Origin of the sequence: Citrobacter sp. CK199, from assembly GCF_030333285.1 — a bacterium.
Taxonomy (GTDB): Bacteria; Pseudomonadota; Gammaproteobacteria; order Enterobacterales; family Enterobacteriaceae; genus Citrobacter_B; species Citrobacter_B koseri.
In genome coordinates, this window is the sequence record NZ_JAOWGF010000021.1 from 348,431 (window position 1) to 363,666 (window position 15,236).

General features: G+C 44.5%; 14 protein-coding genes. 10 read left to right on the top strand and 4 right to left on the bottom strand.

What is annotated here, in order from left to right; translation table 11 throughout:
• The gene (locus OGX75_RS02935; RefSeq protein WP_000714423.1) at positions 1-1,029 is read left to right on the top strand and encodes a beta family protein; all 1,029 of its coding nucleotides are present in this window, start codon (positions 1-3) and stop codon (positions 1,027-1,029) included.
• On the opposite strand, the gene OGX75_RS02940 is transcribed toward OGX75_RS02935, so the two are convergent.
• Together OGX75_RS02940 and OGX75_RS02945 are read right to left on the bottom strand one after the other, a co-directional pair.
• Complete coding sequence (locus OGX75_RS02940; protein WP_000658302.1) at positions 1,015-1,638, bottom strand: sce7726 family protein; 624 nt, start codon at positions 1,636-1,638, stop codon at positions 1,015-1,017. The two genes, OGX75_RS02935 and OGX75_RS02940, sit on opposite strands and share 15 nt — an antisense overlap.
• Positions 1,639-1,928: 290 nt before the next feature.
• Positions 1,929-3,089 (bottom strand): hypothetical protein, encoded by a 1,161-nt coding sequence (locus OGX75_RS02945; RefSeq protein WP_001127255.1) that lies wholly within the window; start codon positions 3,087-3,089, stop codon positions 1,929-1,931.
• A 347-nt stretch (positions 3,090-3,436) separates the two neighbouring features.
• On the opposite strand from OGX75_RS02945, the gene OGX75_RS02950 reads away from it, so the two are divergent.
• The 6 genes from OGX75_RS02950 to OGX75_RS02975 all read left to right on the top strand — a co-directional run bounded on the left by OGX75_RS02950 (position 3,437) and on the right by OGX75_RS02975 (position 8,989).
• Positions 3,437-3,601, top strand: coding sequence for a helix-turn-helix transcriptional regulator (locus tag OGX75_RS02950; RefSeq protein ID WP_181941914.1), 165 nt, complete (start codon positions 3,437-3,439; stop codon positions 3,599-3,601).
• A 159-nt stretch (positions 3,602-3,760) separates the two neighbouring features.
• The gene (locus OGX75_RS02955; protein ID WP_213193601.1) at positions 3,761-5,044 is read left to right on the top strand and encodes a hypothetical protein; all 1,284 of its coding nucleotides are present in this window, start codon (positions 3,761-3,763) and stop codon (positions 5,042-5,044) included.
• 184 nt (positions 5,045-5,228) lie between these two features.
• The gene (locus tag OGX75_RS02960; RefSeq protein ID WP_286451027.1) at positions 5,229-6,122 is read left to right on the top strand and encodes a GTPase family protein; all 894 of its coding nucleotides are present in this window, start codon (positions 5,229-5,231) and stop codon (positions 6,120-6,122) included.
• A gap of 191 nt (positions 6,123-6,313) precedes the next feature.
• Complete coding sequence (locus tag OGX75_RS02965; protein WP_286451028.1) at positions 6,314-7,003, top strand: helix-turn-helix transcriptional regulator; 690 nt, start codon at positions 6,314-6,316, stop codon at positions 7,001-7,003.
• A gap of 61 nt (positions 7,004-7,064) precedes the next feature.
• Positions 7,065-8,075, top strand: a complete 1,011-nt coding sequence (locus OGX75_RS02970) for a hypothetical protein (protein ID WP_286451029.1) — start codon at positions 7,065-7,067, stop codon at positions 8,073-8,075.
• Positions 8,076-8,167: 92 nt separating this feature from the next.
• Entirely contained in the window at positions 8,168-8,989 is an 822-nt protein-coding gene (locus OGX75_RS02975) for a DUF932 domain-containing protein (protein ID WP_286451030.1), read from the top strand.
• Between the two features lie 90 nt (positions 8,990-9,079).
• Here OGX75_RS02975 and OGX75_RS02980 read toward each other — a convergent pair whose 3' ends face one another.
• Together OGX75_RS02980 and OGX75_RS02985 are read right to left on the bottom strand one after the other, a co-directional pair.
• Positions 9,080-10,141 (bottom strand): toll/interleukin-1 receptor domain-containing protein, encoded by a 1,062-nt coding sequence (locus OGX75_RS02980; protein WP_286451031.1) that lies wholly within the window; start codon positions 10,139-10,141, stop codon positions 9,080-9,082.
• An 819-nt stretch (positions 10,142-10,960) separates the two neighbouring features.
• Positions 10,961-11,869, bottom strand: a complete 909-nt coding sequence (locus OGX75_RS02985; RefSeq protein WP_275147249.1) for a LysR family transcriptional regulator — start codon at positions 11,867-11,869, stop codon at positions 10,961-10,963.
• Between the two features lie 111 nt (positions 11,870-11,980).
• Between OGX75_RS02985 and OGX75_RS02990 the strand changes: the two genes are divergently transcribed.
• The 3 genes from OGX75_RS02990 (at position 11,981) to OGX75_RS03000 (ending at position 15,201) form a co-directional block, all read left to right on the top strand.
• Positions 11,981-12,988 (top strand): zinc-binding alcohol dehydrogenase family protein, encoded by a 1,008-nt coding sequence (locus OGX75_RS02990; RefSeq protein ID WP_286451032.1) that lies wholly within the window; start codon positions 11,981-11,983, stop codon positions 12,986-12,988.
• A gap of 128 nt (positions 12,989-13,116) precedes the next feature.
• Entirely contained in the window at positions 13,117-14,205 is a 1,089-nt protein-coding gene (locus OGX75_RS02995) for an AAA family ATPase (RefSeq protein ID WP_012135794.1), read from the top strand.
• 93 nt (positions 14,206-14,298) lie between these two features.
• Positions 14,299-15,201, top strand: coding sequence for a carboxylate/amino acid/amine transporter (locus OGX75_RS03000; RefSeq protein ID WP_024131066.1), 903 nt, complete (start codon positions 14,299-14,301; stop codon positions 15,199-15,201).
• The last annotated feature ends 35 nt before the right edge of the window (positions 15,202-15,236 follow it).

Consider the following 15,236-nt stretch of genomic DNA (forward strand, 5'->3'; position numbering starts at 1 on the left):
ATGAAAAAATTCAATTACTTCCCAATTATGAAGACTAGGGACGCTGAGTTAAAAGCAGTGTCAAAACTCTCGTCAGGAATATTTGATCATATTCTACCAATTTATGAGCTAACAAAGTCACGAAAAGCCAAAATAGCACCCGATGGAGACATCCATCGTAGAATGCTGACTATCAAAGATATTCAGGGAGAAAGACCTTTTATTTTAGATTTAACATCGAATGAGAAATATATCAACGATCAAATTCGACAACTCGTTGATGAAAAAGATGGTTATTATGAATGGAGATACTTCATCAATCTTTATAATCATTTGAACATTATCCCAATGATACACATCTATGATGATGAAGATTTTTCAGAAGTGCAGAATTTTGTTAGCGAAATAACTAAAACAAAAAAAATGCTGGCGTTACGCCTTCCACACGATTTAGATGATTATTCTATTTTTATTAAACCTATCGCTGATAGTCTACAAGATGGTAGTAAATTTTATGTTATCTTAGATGCAGGGCAAGTTGAAGGAACTACTGATAGGGAAGAAGAGTATTTCTTAAATGCTTGTAGTGATCTAGAAATGTTTAATGATAAAATCGAAGATATTATCATTGCCTGTACATCATTCCCCTCTAGCCCTATTAAATACGGGCACGATGACCGAGGTGAAATACCTATTTTAGAAGAAAAAATATTCAATAAAGTTAGCGAAAGTCATCATGTAAAATACGGTGATTATGCTTCAATTAATATTGAACAAATAGAAATGAAAGGAGGCACTTTTGTACCAAGAATAGATATTTCTTTACAGGAAAAATTTATCTATAAAAGGTATAGAAGAGACGCCGGAAGTTATCCGTTGTGTGCTGCAATGATGGTAAAAGATGAACGTTATAAACCAATTGGGATATGGGCTGATCATGAAATTAGTCTTGCAGCTAAAAACACGCCTTCAGGTATAAGTCCATCTTTTTGGATTGCAGTGAGAATGAATTATTTCATGTCAAGTCGTGTTCTACTAAGAAAATCTTAATATCTTACCAGGAGGCATTCTTGTTATTGTTAGAATGTCATCTGGTGATAAAATCTCACCAATTTCATTATGGAAAATTTTGAAATTTTTCATGATATTATTCAATAAAAATTTTCTCGATAAGCTTTTTATCTCAGCGAGAGATTTTTCATTAGCTAATGAAACACATAATTCGTATTTTGATAGCCCTTTTTTTTGCATGACAATTTTTTTTAATTCATTCACTGGTATAGTGCTTGCTAAACATAATTTTTCTTGCCGGGCAATACGCTTTGCCTTTCTAATTCTCCTAACGCTAATATCATCTACAACAATAATCCCTACATTCGTGCTGATTTTTTTCCTGACTGCATCTAAATTTTGATTCACACAGACTATGTAACAATAATCAAAATATTCTTTATAACTATCTATTTGATAAACAAGCCTTTCAACAGAATCTTTTTCACTTTTTATTTCATAAACAGTTGCAATATCAGATGAAATTGAAACGATATCAGCACGTCTTGACCCGAAACTGAATCTAACTTCAGCAGCGAGGTATGTATCAGCGGGCTCAGAGTTTAAAAGAAACTCTACAATTTTCAATTTGATATCAATTTCTTTCATTTCATCAGCTCTAACTGTCACTCATGGCTTAGTATCGCCCAATACTGTTTATATGTACAGTAAAATTAAAATCATTTATAATAATGGTTAATTATAAATCAGTAAAAAATGCGGCAAAGGTTCATTCAGATCTTATCCTTGCAGTAAAAGATAGTTACGTGCTACCTACAACTCTCTGAAAATAATGAACATTTCAGAGTAGTCATCTCTCCTACCACCACTCCCCAGTCACTTCTTCTACCAAAAATCCTCTCTAATATCTCTTCATTAGAAAATCCTTGGACTACATTCTACACTAAAAATTTATGGTAAACATAGCTGTCGCCATCCCATTCAGGCGTATAAGGTAATTGAGCTAATATACTGTAATATCTTATTATAAATTTTGATTCATTCTTTATAAATTGACTATATCGTAAATAAAGCATTCTAGCTGATACTTTATAATTCAGTTTATCCATTATATCTTTAGCCTCTTCACTAAGACTATTAGTGTTATCACTTTCACAATAAATTGCTCTTGTTGGATTCTCTTGTCTTAAAAGTTCTATTAAGAAAACTCCCCAAGCGCCCGGCCATCTGGCTATTGTTCCTTGAAAAAACCGTCTATGCTTAAATAAACGACTTACATTGTCCAGAAGAAGTAAAGCTGTTTTCTCCTCATTTAAATTCGAATCTTTAAATTTATAAAGAATGCCTTCTTTGCTAAAAACATTATCTATTAAATATTTATATTCATCTATAATCTTTTTCCTTAACTCATCAGGAATATCTTTCGGAGGAGTTTTCAATGTGATTTCATCCATGCCGCCTGGGTCAATACAAAACCTTGCAAATACTCTAAAAATCTCAAACTCCATGAGCAATGCTACCCGATTAAAAGAGCCCTTATTATCATTTCTTTTGTTACACCGATATTTCGCGCAAGTCATTATACCAAGATCATTAAGATATCCATAGAAGTGAAGATGATCAAGAGGATGAACAAGACTATTAAAATTATTAGCAAGTCTATAAGCTATAGTGGCTGGGATATATATCCCCTCATATTTCTTTGTCAGATTCACCAACTGATCTATAAAATCAGCCTTTTTAATACCATGCTCCGACACCATACAACTCAGAAGAGCGAAAGATATTTCTTTCTTCTTTTTCAAAATAGAATCGAGTACTTCATCAGGAATCTCATATTTACCCTTCAACTTACTCATAAATTTTACATCATCGCCACTTAATGAAATTTCCAAACCACATATCAAATAGTGGGTTAAAATATCTAGTAGCGCTTCTTCAGTGCTGATTTTATTTACAGCACCCTGAACATCCAGTGCTATATCTTGAAATAGCTTTTGATCTTCTGAAGATATCAATCTTGATGTATATACATTATGAAAATGAATAAGATCAAGTATGTCCATCACTGCTTTCTGCTCATTTGAGACTTTAGGCATCTGTTTACCTTAGTGTCTAAAAAAGTATTAATTATTTACCAATTTTACACACTAAAAGAACGAATTACTATCCTCTTCATAGCAGCAAGTCTGCACATACAGGCACTGACTTTACGAAGAGGTCAACAATGAAAAACACAGATACACGAAATAATAAACTACAGGTTCAGAAAGCAGCAACCAGCATCAGGCACCGTCTTTCTTCTCGGCTCAGAGACTCCACTAGCCCTCAACATGTATGGGGTACATCTATAGTTCCAGCCGAGCTAATGACGAGCTTAATCAATAATCAAAAGCTTACTGACACTATTTCGCAAAGTTACAGTCAGGATGATCGTTTAGTCGATATGAAATACATGGTGAGCAATTCAGGTCTGACAAATAAGTTCTTCTACGCTCAAATAAAAAAAGGCCTATTTCCATCACCAATTAAGCTAGGGCGATCTTCCCGGTGGAAACTGAGTGAGTATGAACAATGGATTGAGCAAAGAGCAAATAAGAGAGGCCAATAGCCATTTAGAAAAATAATTGGCTAGGTAATTTGTATGTTGATAATTAAATTTAACATTATATTTATATCAGCTAATTATCTATTGGTTAATAATTAACTATAACACAACAATACTTATATCTAAACTGCATTACCATTTAATGGTATAAAGGATAATATCATGGCCATCTGTGTCCGTAAAAACTGCACTACGTCTGTTTGGGGGAATAATAAAGAGAGATCTAAACGTCTCTGTAAACGACATTATGCCGCATATGTCCAAAACCGGATAGCTAAAGAAGCTAAAGCATTATCAGTTTGTTATTATTGTGGCTTGTCCCTCGCAAAGATGAGAAACAAAAAATACTGTTGCAAAGCCCACCGCCAGCTGGGTTCCAGAAAAATTTTAGGGAAGATCATAACGGATATTATTGGATTTTCTTACTGGGGGCATATTCAACATCATATTAAGCGAAGCCCAATAGAACTGGCTTCAATTAATGGAGTGCATGACATTACTGGTTTATACCAACTGTACCAATGTAAAACGAAGCATCAAAGGAGCTATGTTTTAGCACTCGAACAATGGGGAGTATCGAAGGAGAAATTAAAAATTAAACCTATACCACTTCTAAGGTTAGAAATTTGCCATTTCTATCCGGTGAATAGTGGTGGTGAAAATACACCTGATAATGTGATCATTGCCCCATTGCGTATCAATCGCATGTTAAAGGATACAATTCCGTACCAAGGTAGGCTTTTTCCTGGATTGAAAGCGTTAAGAAAAAAAATGCCACTGAATGGAAGTCTTTATGATGGTCTAGTTGCACGATTTGGAAAAAAGGTTGTAGACGAAGAGCTTTCATCAATTGGCAAACTAAAGCACTTCCATGGTAATTACGCCAAACAGCCGGAGTTTGGGGGAATGCATCATGAATTTCCCCTACTAATGCTGTTAATTTCGGAATTATTACGCTTAGGGCACCATGACATTGTTAAATTTCTTCAAGCTATTCGGCGGGACTATGAGAGTCTTCTTCCTGTATATGTTGAATTAGTGTCTATTATCATGTTTTATGCGATTTTAACTGGTGATCGTGACCGTTTCCTAATGCGTTTCATGAGAATTCATCGTTGGTTCGACGACACGGCTTTATCCACAAGGCATCCATTTCGGGCATGGGGCAGGGACAACTACGAAAGATGCATGTACCTACTCCTAAGGCGATATCTACGACTGTTTTTTGGCTCAGCTATTGAGAGTCCCCGAGAAATTGTCGATCTCTACAATAGTTTTTTCTCACTTCAGGTTGTTGACGTCGGGGAGTTGGGCGAAATCGTAAGCTTTTCCTATTTCAAAGGAAGACAGAGCAAAGTGAATACCTTTTTTATCATTCCAGAGTATGTGCTTGACACACTGCCTAGGTCAGGGGACGTTTTCGGGATTGGTTCAACACTTAGCTGAACGGGTAACACAACACCACAAATAAATAGCGCCAAAACTGTCGTTTTTGGCGCTCACTTTTCCACACTTTATCTCTAAAATACAGTAAGTTAACTGAATATCACTATCCCAATAAATTTCGCACCCTCATTACCCCTTTGAAGAACCGAAAGACTTTCAGGTAATACATTCAAAGGAGCGCCTTATGTCCAAACACTCTGATTCACATGATGCGGTAAACGCATTCCAAGCCTGTCTTAGCTTCCTACCCTCTTCTTCGACCGAACGCATCCTGAAGCAGTTAAAGCAATCTATCGACTACGAGCCTGTAATTGGAATTATGGGTAAAACAGGTGCAGGTAAAAGCAGCCTTTGCAACGCACTATTCCAGGAGCAAACTTGTCTGACTAGCGAGCTTATGGCGTGTACCCGAGAACCACAACGCTTGGTCCTCACTGTGGGCGAACGCAGCATAACCCTGGTCGATCTTCCCGGCGTTGGTGAGACTCCTGAGTTCGATGCTGAGTATATGGCGCTCTATCATCGTTTGTTTGTTGAACTGGACCTGGTTATTTGGGTATTACGGGCTGATGATCGCGCCCGGGCAATAGATATTACAACACACCGATTGCTACTTTCTAATAGCGCAGATCCATCACGTTTCTTATTTGTGATAACTCAGGCTGAATGTATTCCTCCGCTGCCAACTAACTCTGAATGCCAGGAGCGGCCTTCTCCAACACAGTGCCTTTCGTTGGCCACCATCAGCGCCCAAATTGCGGGTCAGTTTCCATCTTCTTATCCGGTAATAGCAGTTTCTGCTCATACTGGCTACAACTTGACGGTCCTTGTAGAGCTTATGGTGCATGCATTACCGATACAGGCTAGCAGCGCCTTTTATCGGCAATTGAAACCAGAGCACCTGACTAAAGAGAGCAACGATGCTGTACGCCAGCGGTTTGGTGAGATGGCAGGAAATGCATTTGATACGGTGATAAACCCGGACTCTTTCCCGTCAGGCTGGACCAGCTTTTTGAGGAAACTGCGCCAAAAATTAGTGCAACTTGCCACCGTGTTATGGGACAGAGTTTTTGGCTAACACCACATCCGTCAGGTTGTGTCGCTATGATGAATGTTTTTCAGACAAAACCTTTCTTAACAAGGTGTTATCGTGCCGCACTATTTTTCAGATTTCATTATTTTACCTATCTTTGCCGACATAACGTGTCCGGCCTGTGCTGCATAATAACTGCATGAAATAGAAACATATTTGTTGCCCTGAGAGGCCATATGTCCGTCAACGAGCAAGACTCACGTTACGACCGACTGGCGATCAGATTATCGGTCATTATTAGCCGCCTGCTTGCGGGAGAAACACTCTCACTCAAATCTCTGGTGGATGAATTTGGTGTCTCTGAACGCACTCTACAACGTGACTTCAATCAGAGGCTAATCCATCTGGATATTCTGGATGAAAATGGACGATACCGTTTGAATGATTGCCATCCACCCGATCATTCATCGGGCGCATTCTCGTTTATACGTACTACAGGGATTGCTCGGATAATCCCGGTGCAAGACAGGCAACTAATGAACCTGCTAATGAACGAGTCCGGGACTTCACCCTGCCTGATCTGGCATGCCCCCCTGAAATCCCATGTCGCATTACCCGAGTTCTTCTCCCGTCTTGTGCAGGCTATCAGCCAGAAACGACAAATCACTGTGTTGGTTGAAGGGCAGCGTCATGAAGCATTGGAGCCTTATCGTCTTATTCACTATGTGGAGGAATGGTATCTGGTGGTGTGTCAGTCGGGAAAAATCCGTGTGTTTGCTCTGACCAGTATTGGTGCTGTCACGCTTGATGAGGTGCGCTTTAAGCGTCGCGAAGATATTTCATACCTGACTGCTGGTGAGGCCTTTATTGCGGCACTACCACATTTTCCTCTTATCAGTGATGTTATTGACACATTTCGCTATTAGTCCCAGCGATCATGAAGACCTGATTTAGCCCGTATATCTTATCTGTTATGGAGAACCTTTAATGAAAATGCTCATACCTCTTAAAACTACGATAGTGACAGTAATGTTAGGTGCCTCAGCTTTTAATGCTTCCGCAGCATGGCAAGTGAGCGGGACTTTTTGTCAGTCTTACACTGATGATGGAAGAGTACTTGTTCGCGTAAGACCCGCAACAATAGGTTTGATTGAGCAGCAACCGCAATGCAACGGACGAGGCTCTACCGAATTGGCTGGCAGTAACTTTAGTGTCAATGGTTCGTCTTATCCCTCCAGCGTGATGTGTAACGCCCAATCGAACTATCAGGCAGTGCAAACCACCACAGCGACAAAAGATATCCAAAATATAATCAGCATGCTGCAAGATAACCAATCGGTCAGCATCAATACCTTCGGTTCACGCTCTGAAGTTAATACCGCTGATTTTGCACAAGCTTGTTCATCCATCATTAACCAGAAAGTGGCCGACTTCGATCCCCAGAAAACCTATCAACAGGACATGGCAAAGATGGGCTATAAACAGGATGAAAACGGCCAATGGCATAAACAATCAAAGCAGGCATATTCACGCGAAGCAGATCCTGAAATAGCTGCCAACTATGATCCCAAAGCGGGGGTTGCTGAAAATTCAGGAAAAGGAGGGTTCTATGGAGACGGAGCCAATAAAAATCTTTATGGTCCGGGTAGCCAGGCACAAAAGGATGCTGAAGCTGCAAACGAAGCACGCCGCCTTGCAGCACAAAATCGTATGTCAAAAAGCGCTACTGGAATTACAGAACCAGAGATGCAGGCAGCATTAGCGGCAGCGAAAAAGGCTTATGCTGCCAATTACGATCAAGAAACCCTCGCATCAGCTGACTTTGGATCATACAAACAAGCGCCTTCTGTACCAGATCCGGCAGATAAAACACAAAAACTGCGTGTCGTGGAGTATGAGGTCTTTAATCCAGGCTACAAAACTTATGACAAAGTGCGTGTCACCCTAAACGCATCAGGTGCAGTGACTGGCACACAGGTTCAGTACGAAGGTCAGTAATACACCATTCAACTGCTAGCAATCATTTCATCCAGGCCATGCCTCCCTTGGGAAGTATGGCCTTTTCACTTTTATGCCCGAAGGAATTAATTATGACCCGATTAGCCAGCCGCTTTGGTGCGGTCAATTTAGTGCGCCGTGATCGCCCGTTAACACACGATGAACTGGCACATTACGTTCCGAGTGTCTTCAGTGAAGAAAAGCATGAATCCCGCAGTGAGCGTTACACATACATCCCTACTATTACCCTCCTCGATAACCTTCAACGCGAGGGTTTTCAACCGTTCTTTGCCTGCCAGACCCGAGTGCGAGATCTGAGTAAGCGAGAGCACACCAAACATATGCTGCGCCTGCGTCGCGAAGGGCAAATTACCGGCAAACAGGTGCCAGAAATTATTCTGCTTAATAGCCACGACGGTTCAAGCTCATACCAGATGCTACCAGGTTTGTTTAGATCGGTTTGCCAAAATGGACTAATTTGCGGTGAAAGTTTTGGGGAAGTGCGTGTGCCGCATAAAGGCAACGTAGTGGAGAAAGTCATTGAAGGGGCTTACGAAATACTGGGGATTTTTGACCGAGTAGAAGAGAAGCGCGATGCCATGCAGTCGCTTATGTTACCGCCACCTGCTCAGCACGCCATTGCGAAAGCGGCATTAACCTATCGTTTTGGTGAAGAGCATCAACCAGTGACGGAATCACAGATACTTTCCCCGCGCCGATGGCAGGATGAAAGTAACGATCTTTGGACTACCTACCAACGCATTCAGGAAAACCTGATTAAAGGTGGGCTATCGGGACGAACCATCAAAGGTAAACGCGCTCATACACGCGCAGTGAAAGGTATCGACGGTGATGTGAAGCTCAATCGAGCACTGTGGGTTATGGCTGAGAATATGCTGCAATTAAACTTATGAGGCTATTATGATACAACCCCGTCATTTTTTAAATGACGGGTTGTTTTAAATAATTAGTTTTTAAAACACTGTATTGAACGACTTATATTTTCACATTGCGAATCGCCCAATTCTTTGATCTAATCCCCATTCCCAAAACTCACGATTATCAAGTGAAAGCGGAAAGTCATTGGCATCTTCAAAAGAAGTTATAAAATCTTCACTAATATCATGAAGAAAACGCTCAAGCTTATCAAGCTTAGCAGAAATCTTTTTAATCTTAGGATGGTCATCATTGAGTTCGTAGAACTTACCCTCAACTTTTAGGTACTGCTTGCTAACAGCATCATTCGCTTCTTCGCTCGCAATATCATCCTTGTAAGGATCAATTAACACAGGGGTTCCAGTTCCAAAACTTCTACATAGCACTAACGAAACTATTCTTGGAAGCTTATCTAACGCCGAAGAACAATCTTCAATGTACTCATCAAACTGTGCTTCTTCTGATGAAAATTTTTTTTGAACCTCTCTCACTTCAGAAGCATCCTTACAAAGCGCTAACTCTTTTATTTTATTAGATAAAATTTCATTTTCATCATTTATTTCTTCTAAAGCCGCTCTAGTTTCCAACAACTCTTTTTTTAAATTTTCGTATTCAACAATTGGAATTGTATTTGGTGCTGCACATTCTGAAATAAGAATGGGTATATTTTTAGTAAATTTTTCGGCCTTCACGTTCCATCTTGCAATATTTATATTTAAAGATGGGAAAATATCATTTAAGCGCTCTGCAAATTGACTTAAATCATTATGATTATCTATTCTTTCTAGTTGAGTAGCCTTTAATACACCTTGTACATCTTGATATTGCAATGGGGGGACAAGCAGGGGTAAAAGTTTGTGTGACATAGCCCAAGCAGCCCCCAATTCGCACATACAGAACTGAGAAGAGAGATAGTTTCTTGATATGATCGCAACAACCAACTTTGGCGCTTGGATCTGATCTTTAATATGATCGATAAAGTTTTCGCCTGCTGGGATTCCTAAGCCCTCAAGGGAGGAGCAAAAAACATCATCGGATCTTAAATTTAGACCTGTCTGAAGTAGGTCTACAAAAGCATCAGCCAAAGCTTTGTCGTTGACAGCATGGCTTATAAATATTTGTTTACTCAAGAGTTAACCTCTCCTTGAAGTGACTTACCCTTCCTTAACAGAACATCCTTATAGTGAGTACAGGATAGCCTGCCTGGATGACTTGAAAGTAGTTAACATTAAGAAATTTTAGATTAATTTACAATTAGTTATACATTAAACAGCATCTCGTTTCCATAGTTTATATTAGAAATTTAAATAGAAAAAAAACCTTACTTCATTCATGAAGCCTGTTTTTATATATAAATATCAATTAATTACACAAAAGTATCAATCATAGTGCAATTCAGTTTCAGCAGATAGGTCTTAATGATTCGCTGGGCCAGTACGAACTGGGATGTACACACTAAGCGATTGATTGCTGTCTGGCTGAAGATTTTTGCTTAAACTTTGGAACGGTCTTATGATGGCATCAATTGTAAATTGATTAGATATCAGATGGTTAAACCAAAAACATATGGGGGCATAATTGGGGGCACACTTAAAAATCGCATAGAAAAATAATCAATAAATTCAAGGTGATTACTTATCAAATGCGACTCCTGTGATCTCCGCCAAAGTTCCTCACTCTTCCCCTGGGTCTTAAGCCAATTCCCCAAACTCATTCCTTCATTGCGACCTGATCTTTAAACGCCCTCACCCACTATCAAGAAATCGATCATGGCTGTATCGTCCTGACGGCCTGGGGCAAACGAGAGAAAGATTACCTGGTGAACTAAAAGAAGCACAACCGCAGTTAAAAAGGATTAAGGGCGCGCTGATTCCCCTCGTCATATTGTGCGCCGGATGGCGCTTACGCTTATCCGGCCTACAAAATACAAACGGCAACGCATATCGCCTTCATATCGGTGGGAGTTCCAGCCTTTCGCAGCGCGCTTTTACCGCTTCGTGCAGCAGGCGGACTGCCGTCGAAAGCTGTTTGCGGTGCGGGCAGATCATGTTCAGCGGGACTTTCTCTCCCTGATAATCTGGCATCAGGCGCTGCAATCGCCCGTCACGCACATCTTCAGAGACATCAAGCCAGGATTTATACGCCATCCCCTCTCCGGCGATAGCCAGCCGCCGGATAACTTCAGCATCGTCGCTCATCATGGTGCCGTTGACCTGTACGCTGCTGACGTCACCGTTGCGGATGAACGACCAGCGGTCATGCAGGCGTCCGCGCAACACGAACGTTAACGCATTCAGATGCGCTAAATCATCGGGATGACGCGGATCGCCGTGTTGCGCGACCCAGTCCGGCGAAGCCACCAGCACACGCCGGTTATCGGGGGAGACGGGCAGCGCGATGTAAGAAGCATCTTCCGTATTGCCGTAACGGAACGCGACATCAACCGGATCTTTAAATACATCGGCGACCTGATCGGAGAAAAACACCCGCAGGCGCAACGCAGGGTGGCGACGGCGAAACGACTGGAATACCGGGAGCAGTAAATTGCGCCCAAGATCGGAGGGCACGGCGATTTGCAGCGTACCGGAGATCTCATCTTCCGGCGTCTGAATTTTTTGCAGCCCGGCGTGCATCACCTCAAGCATCTGTCTGGCGTAAGGCAACCAGACCTCGCCTTCCGGCGTCAGCCGTAAGCTGCGGGTCGAGCGTGCGAACAGGCGAATGTTTAACGTAGACTCCAGCCGTTTGATGGCGGAACTGACCTGGGCAGGCTGTACCCCGGCTTCCCGCGCGGCATCGCTAAAACTGTTTAGCGCCGCCGCGCGAACAAACAACGTGAGATCTTCAAGCCGGAACATTTTCACTCCCCGAATATAAGTCCTGTCGTCGTGAGGCTATTTTTCCCGTTCTGCTGGCGGTTTACCATCGAATTATACAAACGATAAACCTGTTCCCACACCGGAGACGTTATGAAAGCCATCGCAATTACCCGCGCCGCGCCAGAAGGCAGCAATATTGAGTTTTTACAGGACATTGACCTCCCTGTTCCGGTCGCCGCCGGACATGACCTGCTGGTTGAGGTGAAAGCCATCTCCGTTAACCCGGTCGATACCAAAGTACGCGCGGGTTTTAACGCAGAGACCCCGCGCGTGCTGGGCTGGGATGCCACAGGCGTAGTGAAATCAGTCGGCGAGGCAGTGACATTGTTCGCACCGGGGGATGAAGTCTGGTATGCCGGCGCGTTGGGCCGTCCGGGAAGCAACAGCGAGTTCCAGCTTGTTGATGAGCGCATCGTCGCGTTGAAACCCAAAACGCTGGATAATGCCGCCGCCGCAGCGCTGCCGCTGACCTCGATCACCGCATGGGAAATGTTGTTTGACCGCCTCGGCGTTGAAGAAGGCGGCAACGAAGGGGATACGTTGCTGATTGTCGGCGCCGCAGGCGGCGTGGGCTCCATCCTGACGCAGTTGGCCCGCAAACTCGCCCGACTGACGGTGATCGGCACCGCGTCGCGCCCGGAAAGCCAGAAATGGGTACGCGAAGCCGGTGCGCATCATGTCATCGACCATAGCAAACCGCTGACGGAAGAGCTGGCGCGGATCGGCATCAACGCGGTGACGCACGTCGCCAGCCTGACCCACACTGATAAGCATTACCCGCAGCTCATCGAAGCCCTGGCGCCGCAGGGTAAGCTGGCGCTGATAGACGATCCAGCAACGCTCGACGCACGACCGCTGAAAACAAAGAGTATTTCGCTGCACTGGGAGTTTATGTTTACCCGCTCAATGTTTGAAACCGACGACATGATCGCCCAGCATCAGCTACTGACCCGCGTGGCGCAGCTCATTGATGCTAAGGTGATTCACACCACGTTGGGAGAGCATTACGGAGCCATCAACGCGGCGAATATTCAGAAAGCGCACGCACAGCTTGAAACGGGCCGCTCCGTCGGCAAGATTGTGCTGGAAGGCTTCTGATAAGCCCCCCCAGGGGCGAGAAAGTCACCCCTGCTTTTTTATGCGCCGCGTAAAACTATATGAACGGGTTGTCTCTTCCGGGACGAAATCGCTATGCTTGCCGCATCGCCCCTCTACCGCTAACGCCCATGATCAAAACGCTGCACATCGAAAACTACCGCTCGATTCGCCATCAGTCTCTGGAACTGGAACAGCTCAATATCGTCTTCGGCCCTAACGGCACCGGAAAGTCGAATATCTATAAGGCGATTCACCTGATGCACAGTGCGGCGCAGGGGCAGTTCTCACAGGCGCTGGCGAACGAAGGCGGTATTCTGAAGGTATTCTGGGCCGGGAAAACGCGCAGCGACCAGCTGCGGCGCATGACTCTGGCGGTAGAAACAGAAACCTATGAATACGAGTTACAGGTAGGGTTTGTCGAGAAGCTCCCCTACCCGTCGCAGTTCGATCTCGACCCGGTCATCAAAGAGGAGTCTGTCTGGTTGAGCGGGCACGCTCGCCGCCCCTCCTCACAGTTGATGAAACGTAAAAACCAGGTCGTATTCCTCAATAATATCCATCACGAGAAAGTCACCCACAGCGGCACGCTGTATGAGAACGAGTCGGTATTCGGCCAGTTGGGAGAGCCACACCTCTACCCGGAGGTGTCGCAGATGCGAGAAATGCTGCGCAACTGGCGCTTTTATCATGAGTTTTCAGTCTCGTCTGGTTCTGCGATTCGTGTTCCGCAGGTGGGATTCCGCTCACCGGTTCTGGCCAGCGACGGAGCAAACCTGGCGGCAGCGTTCCAGACAATCGTCGAGATTGGCGATGAACTACTGCTGATGCGGATTCTCGATCGGGCATTTCCCGGTTGCGTGTTCTACAGCGATAACAGCGGCGGCCGCTTTCGCCTGATGATGAAACGTGAGGGGTTGACCCGTCCGCTGGAACCTGCGGAGTTCTCGGATGGCACGCTACGTTTCCTGTGCCTGGCCGTAGCGCTGTTAAGCCCGCGACCGCCAGCTTTTATCGCGCTCAACGAACCGGAAAACAGCCTGCATCCGCAGATGTTGCCCGCCCTCGCCCAACTGATCGCCGAAGCCAGCCGCCATTCGCAAATCTGGCTCACCAGTCATTCGCCTGAACTGGCCAATCTGATCGAGAAACATGCCGCGTTTTCGCTGTATCAACTGGCGATGGAGGACGGTGAAACACAGCTTACCCGACTGTCGTAAAAGTGGGCTATGCTAACGCCCGTCTCGTTTGTGCCGCCATCTCTGCTATGATGCCTGCACATAAAAAAGACAAAACACTATGTTGAGGAAAAAATGGGGTCCACCAGAAGAGGGATGCTGAACGTCCTGATTGCCGCCGTATTATGGGGAAGTTCAGGGGTTTGCGCGCAGTACATTATGGAACAAAGCCAGATGTCGTCGCAGTTTCTGACCATGACGCGTCTGATATTCGCCGGGTTGATTCTGCTGATGCTCTCGTTTGTTCACGGCGACAAAGTATTTTCTATTTTCAAAAACCGCCAGGACGCCCTAAGCCTGCTGTTCTTTTCCATCATGGGAGCGCTTACCGTACAGCTCACCTTCCTGCTCACCATTGAGAAATCCAATGCCGCCACCGCAACGGTGCTGCAATTTTTATCGCCGACGATTATCGTGGCGTGGTTCTCGCTGGTACGGAAAGCGCGCCCCGGTATTCTGGTGCTGACGGCCATTCTCACCTCCCTTATTGGCACCTTTTTGCTGGTAACGCACGGTAATCCGACATCGCTGTCTATCTCGCCTGCCGCGCTATTCTGGGGGATTGCCTCCGCGTTTGCCGCAGCGTTTTATACGACCTGGCCCTCTACGCTGATCGCGCGTTACGGCACGCTTCCTGTCGTTGGCTGGAGCATGTTGATCGGCGGCGTGATATTGCTGCCCTTCTATGCCGGGCAGGGAACGGATTTTGTGGTCAGCGGCAGCCTGATTCTGGCGTTTTTCTATCTGGTGGTCATCGGCACATCGCTGACTTTCAGCCTGTATCTGAAAGGGGCGCAAATGATTGGCGGGCCGAAAGCGAGCATTCTGAGCTGCGCGGAACCGCTAAGCAGCGCGTTGTTATCGCTGCTGTTGCTGGGCATCAGCTTCACCCTGCCGGACTGGCTTGGTACGTTGCTGATCCTCTCGTCGGTGGTGCTGATTTCAATGGATTCCCGCCGTCGCGCCCGGGCGGCATAAGGCAAAAGAGTGGGCTCCAATAATCTGGTCCACTC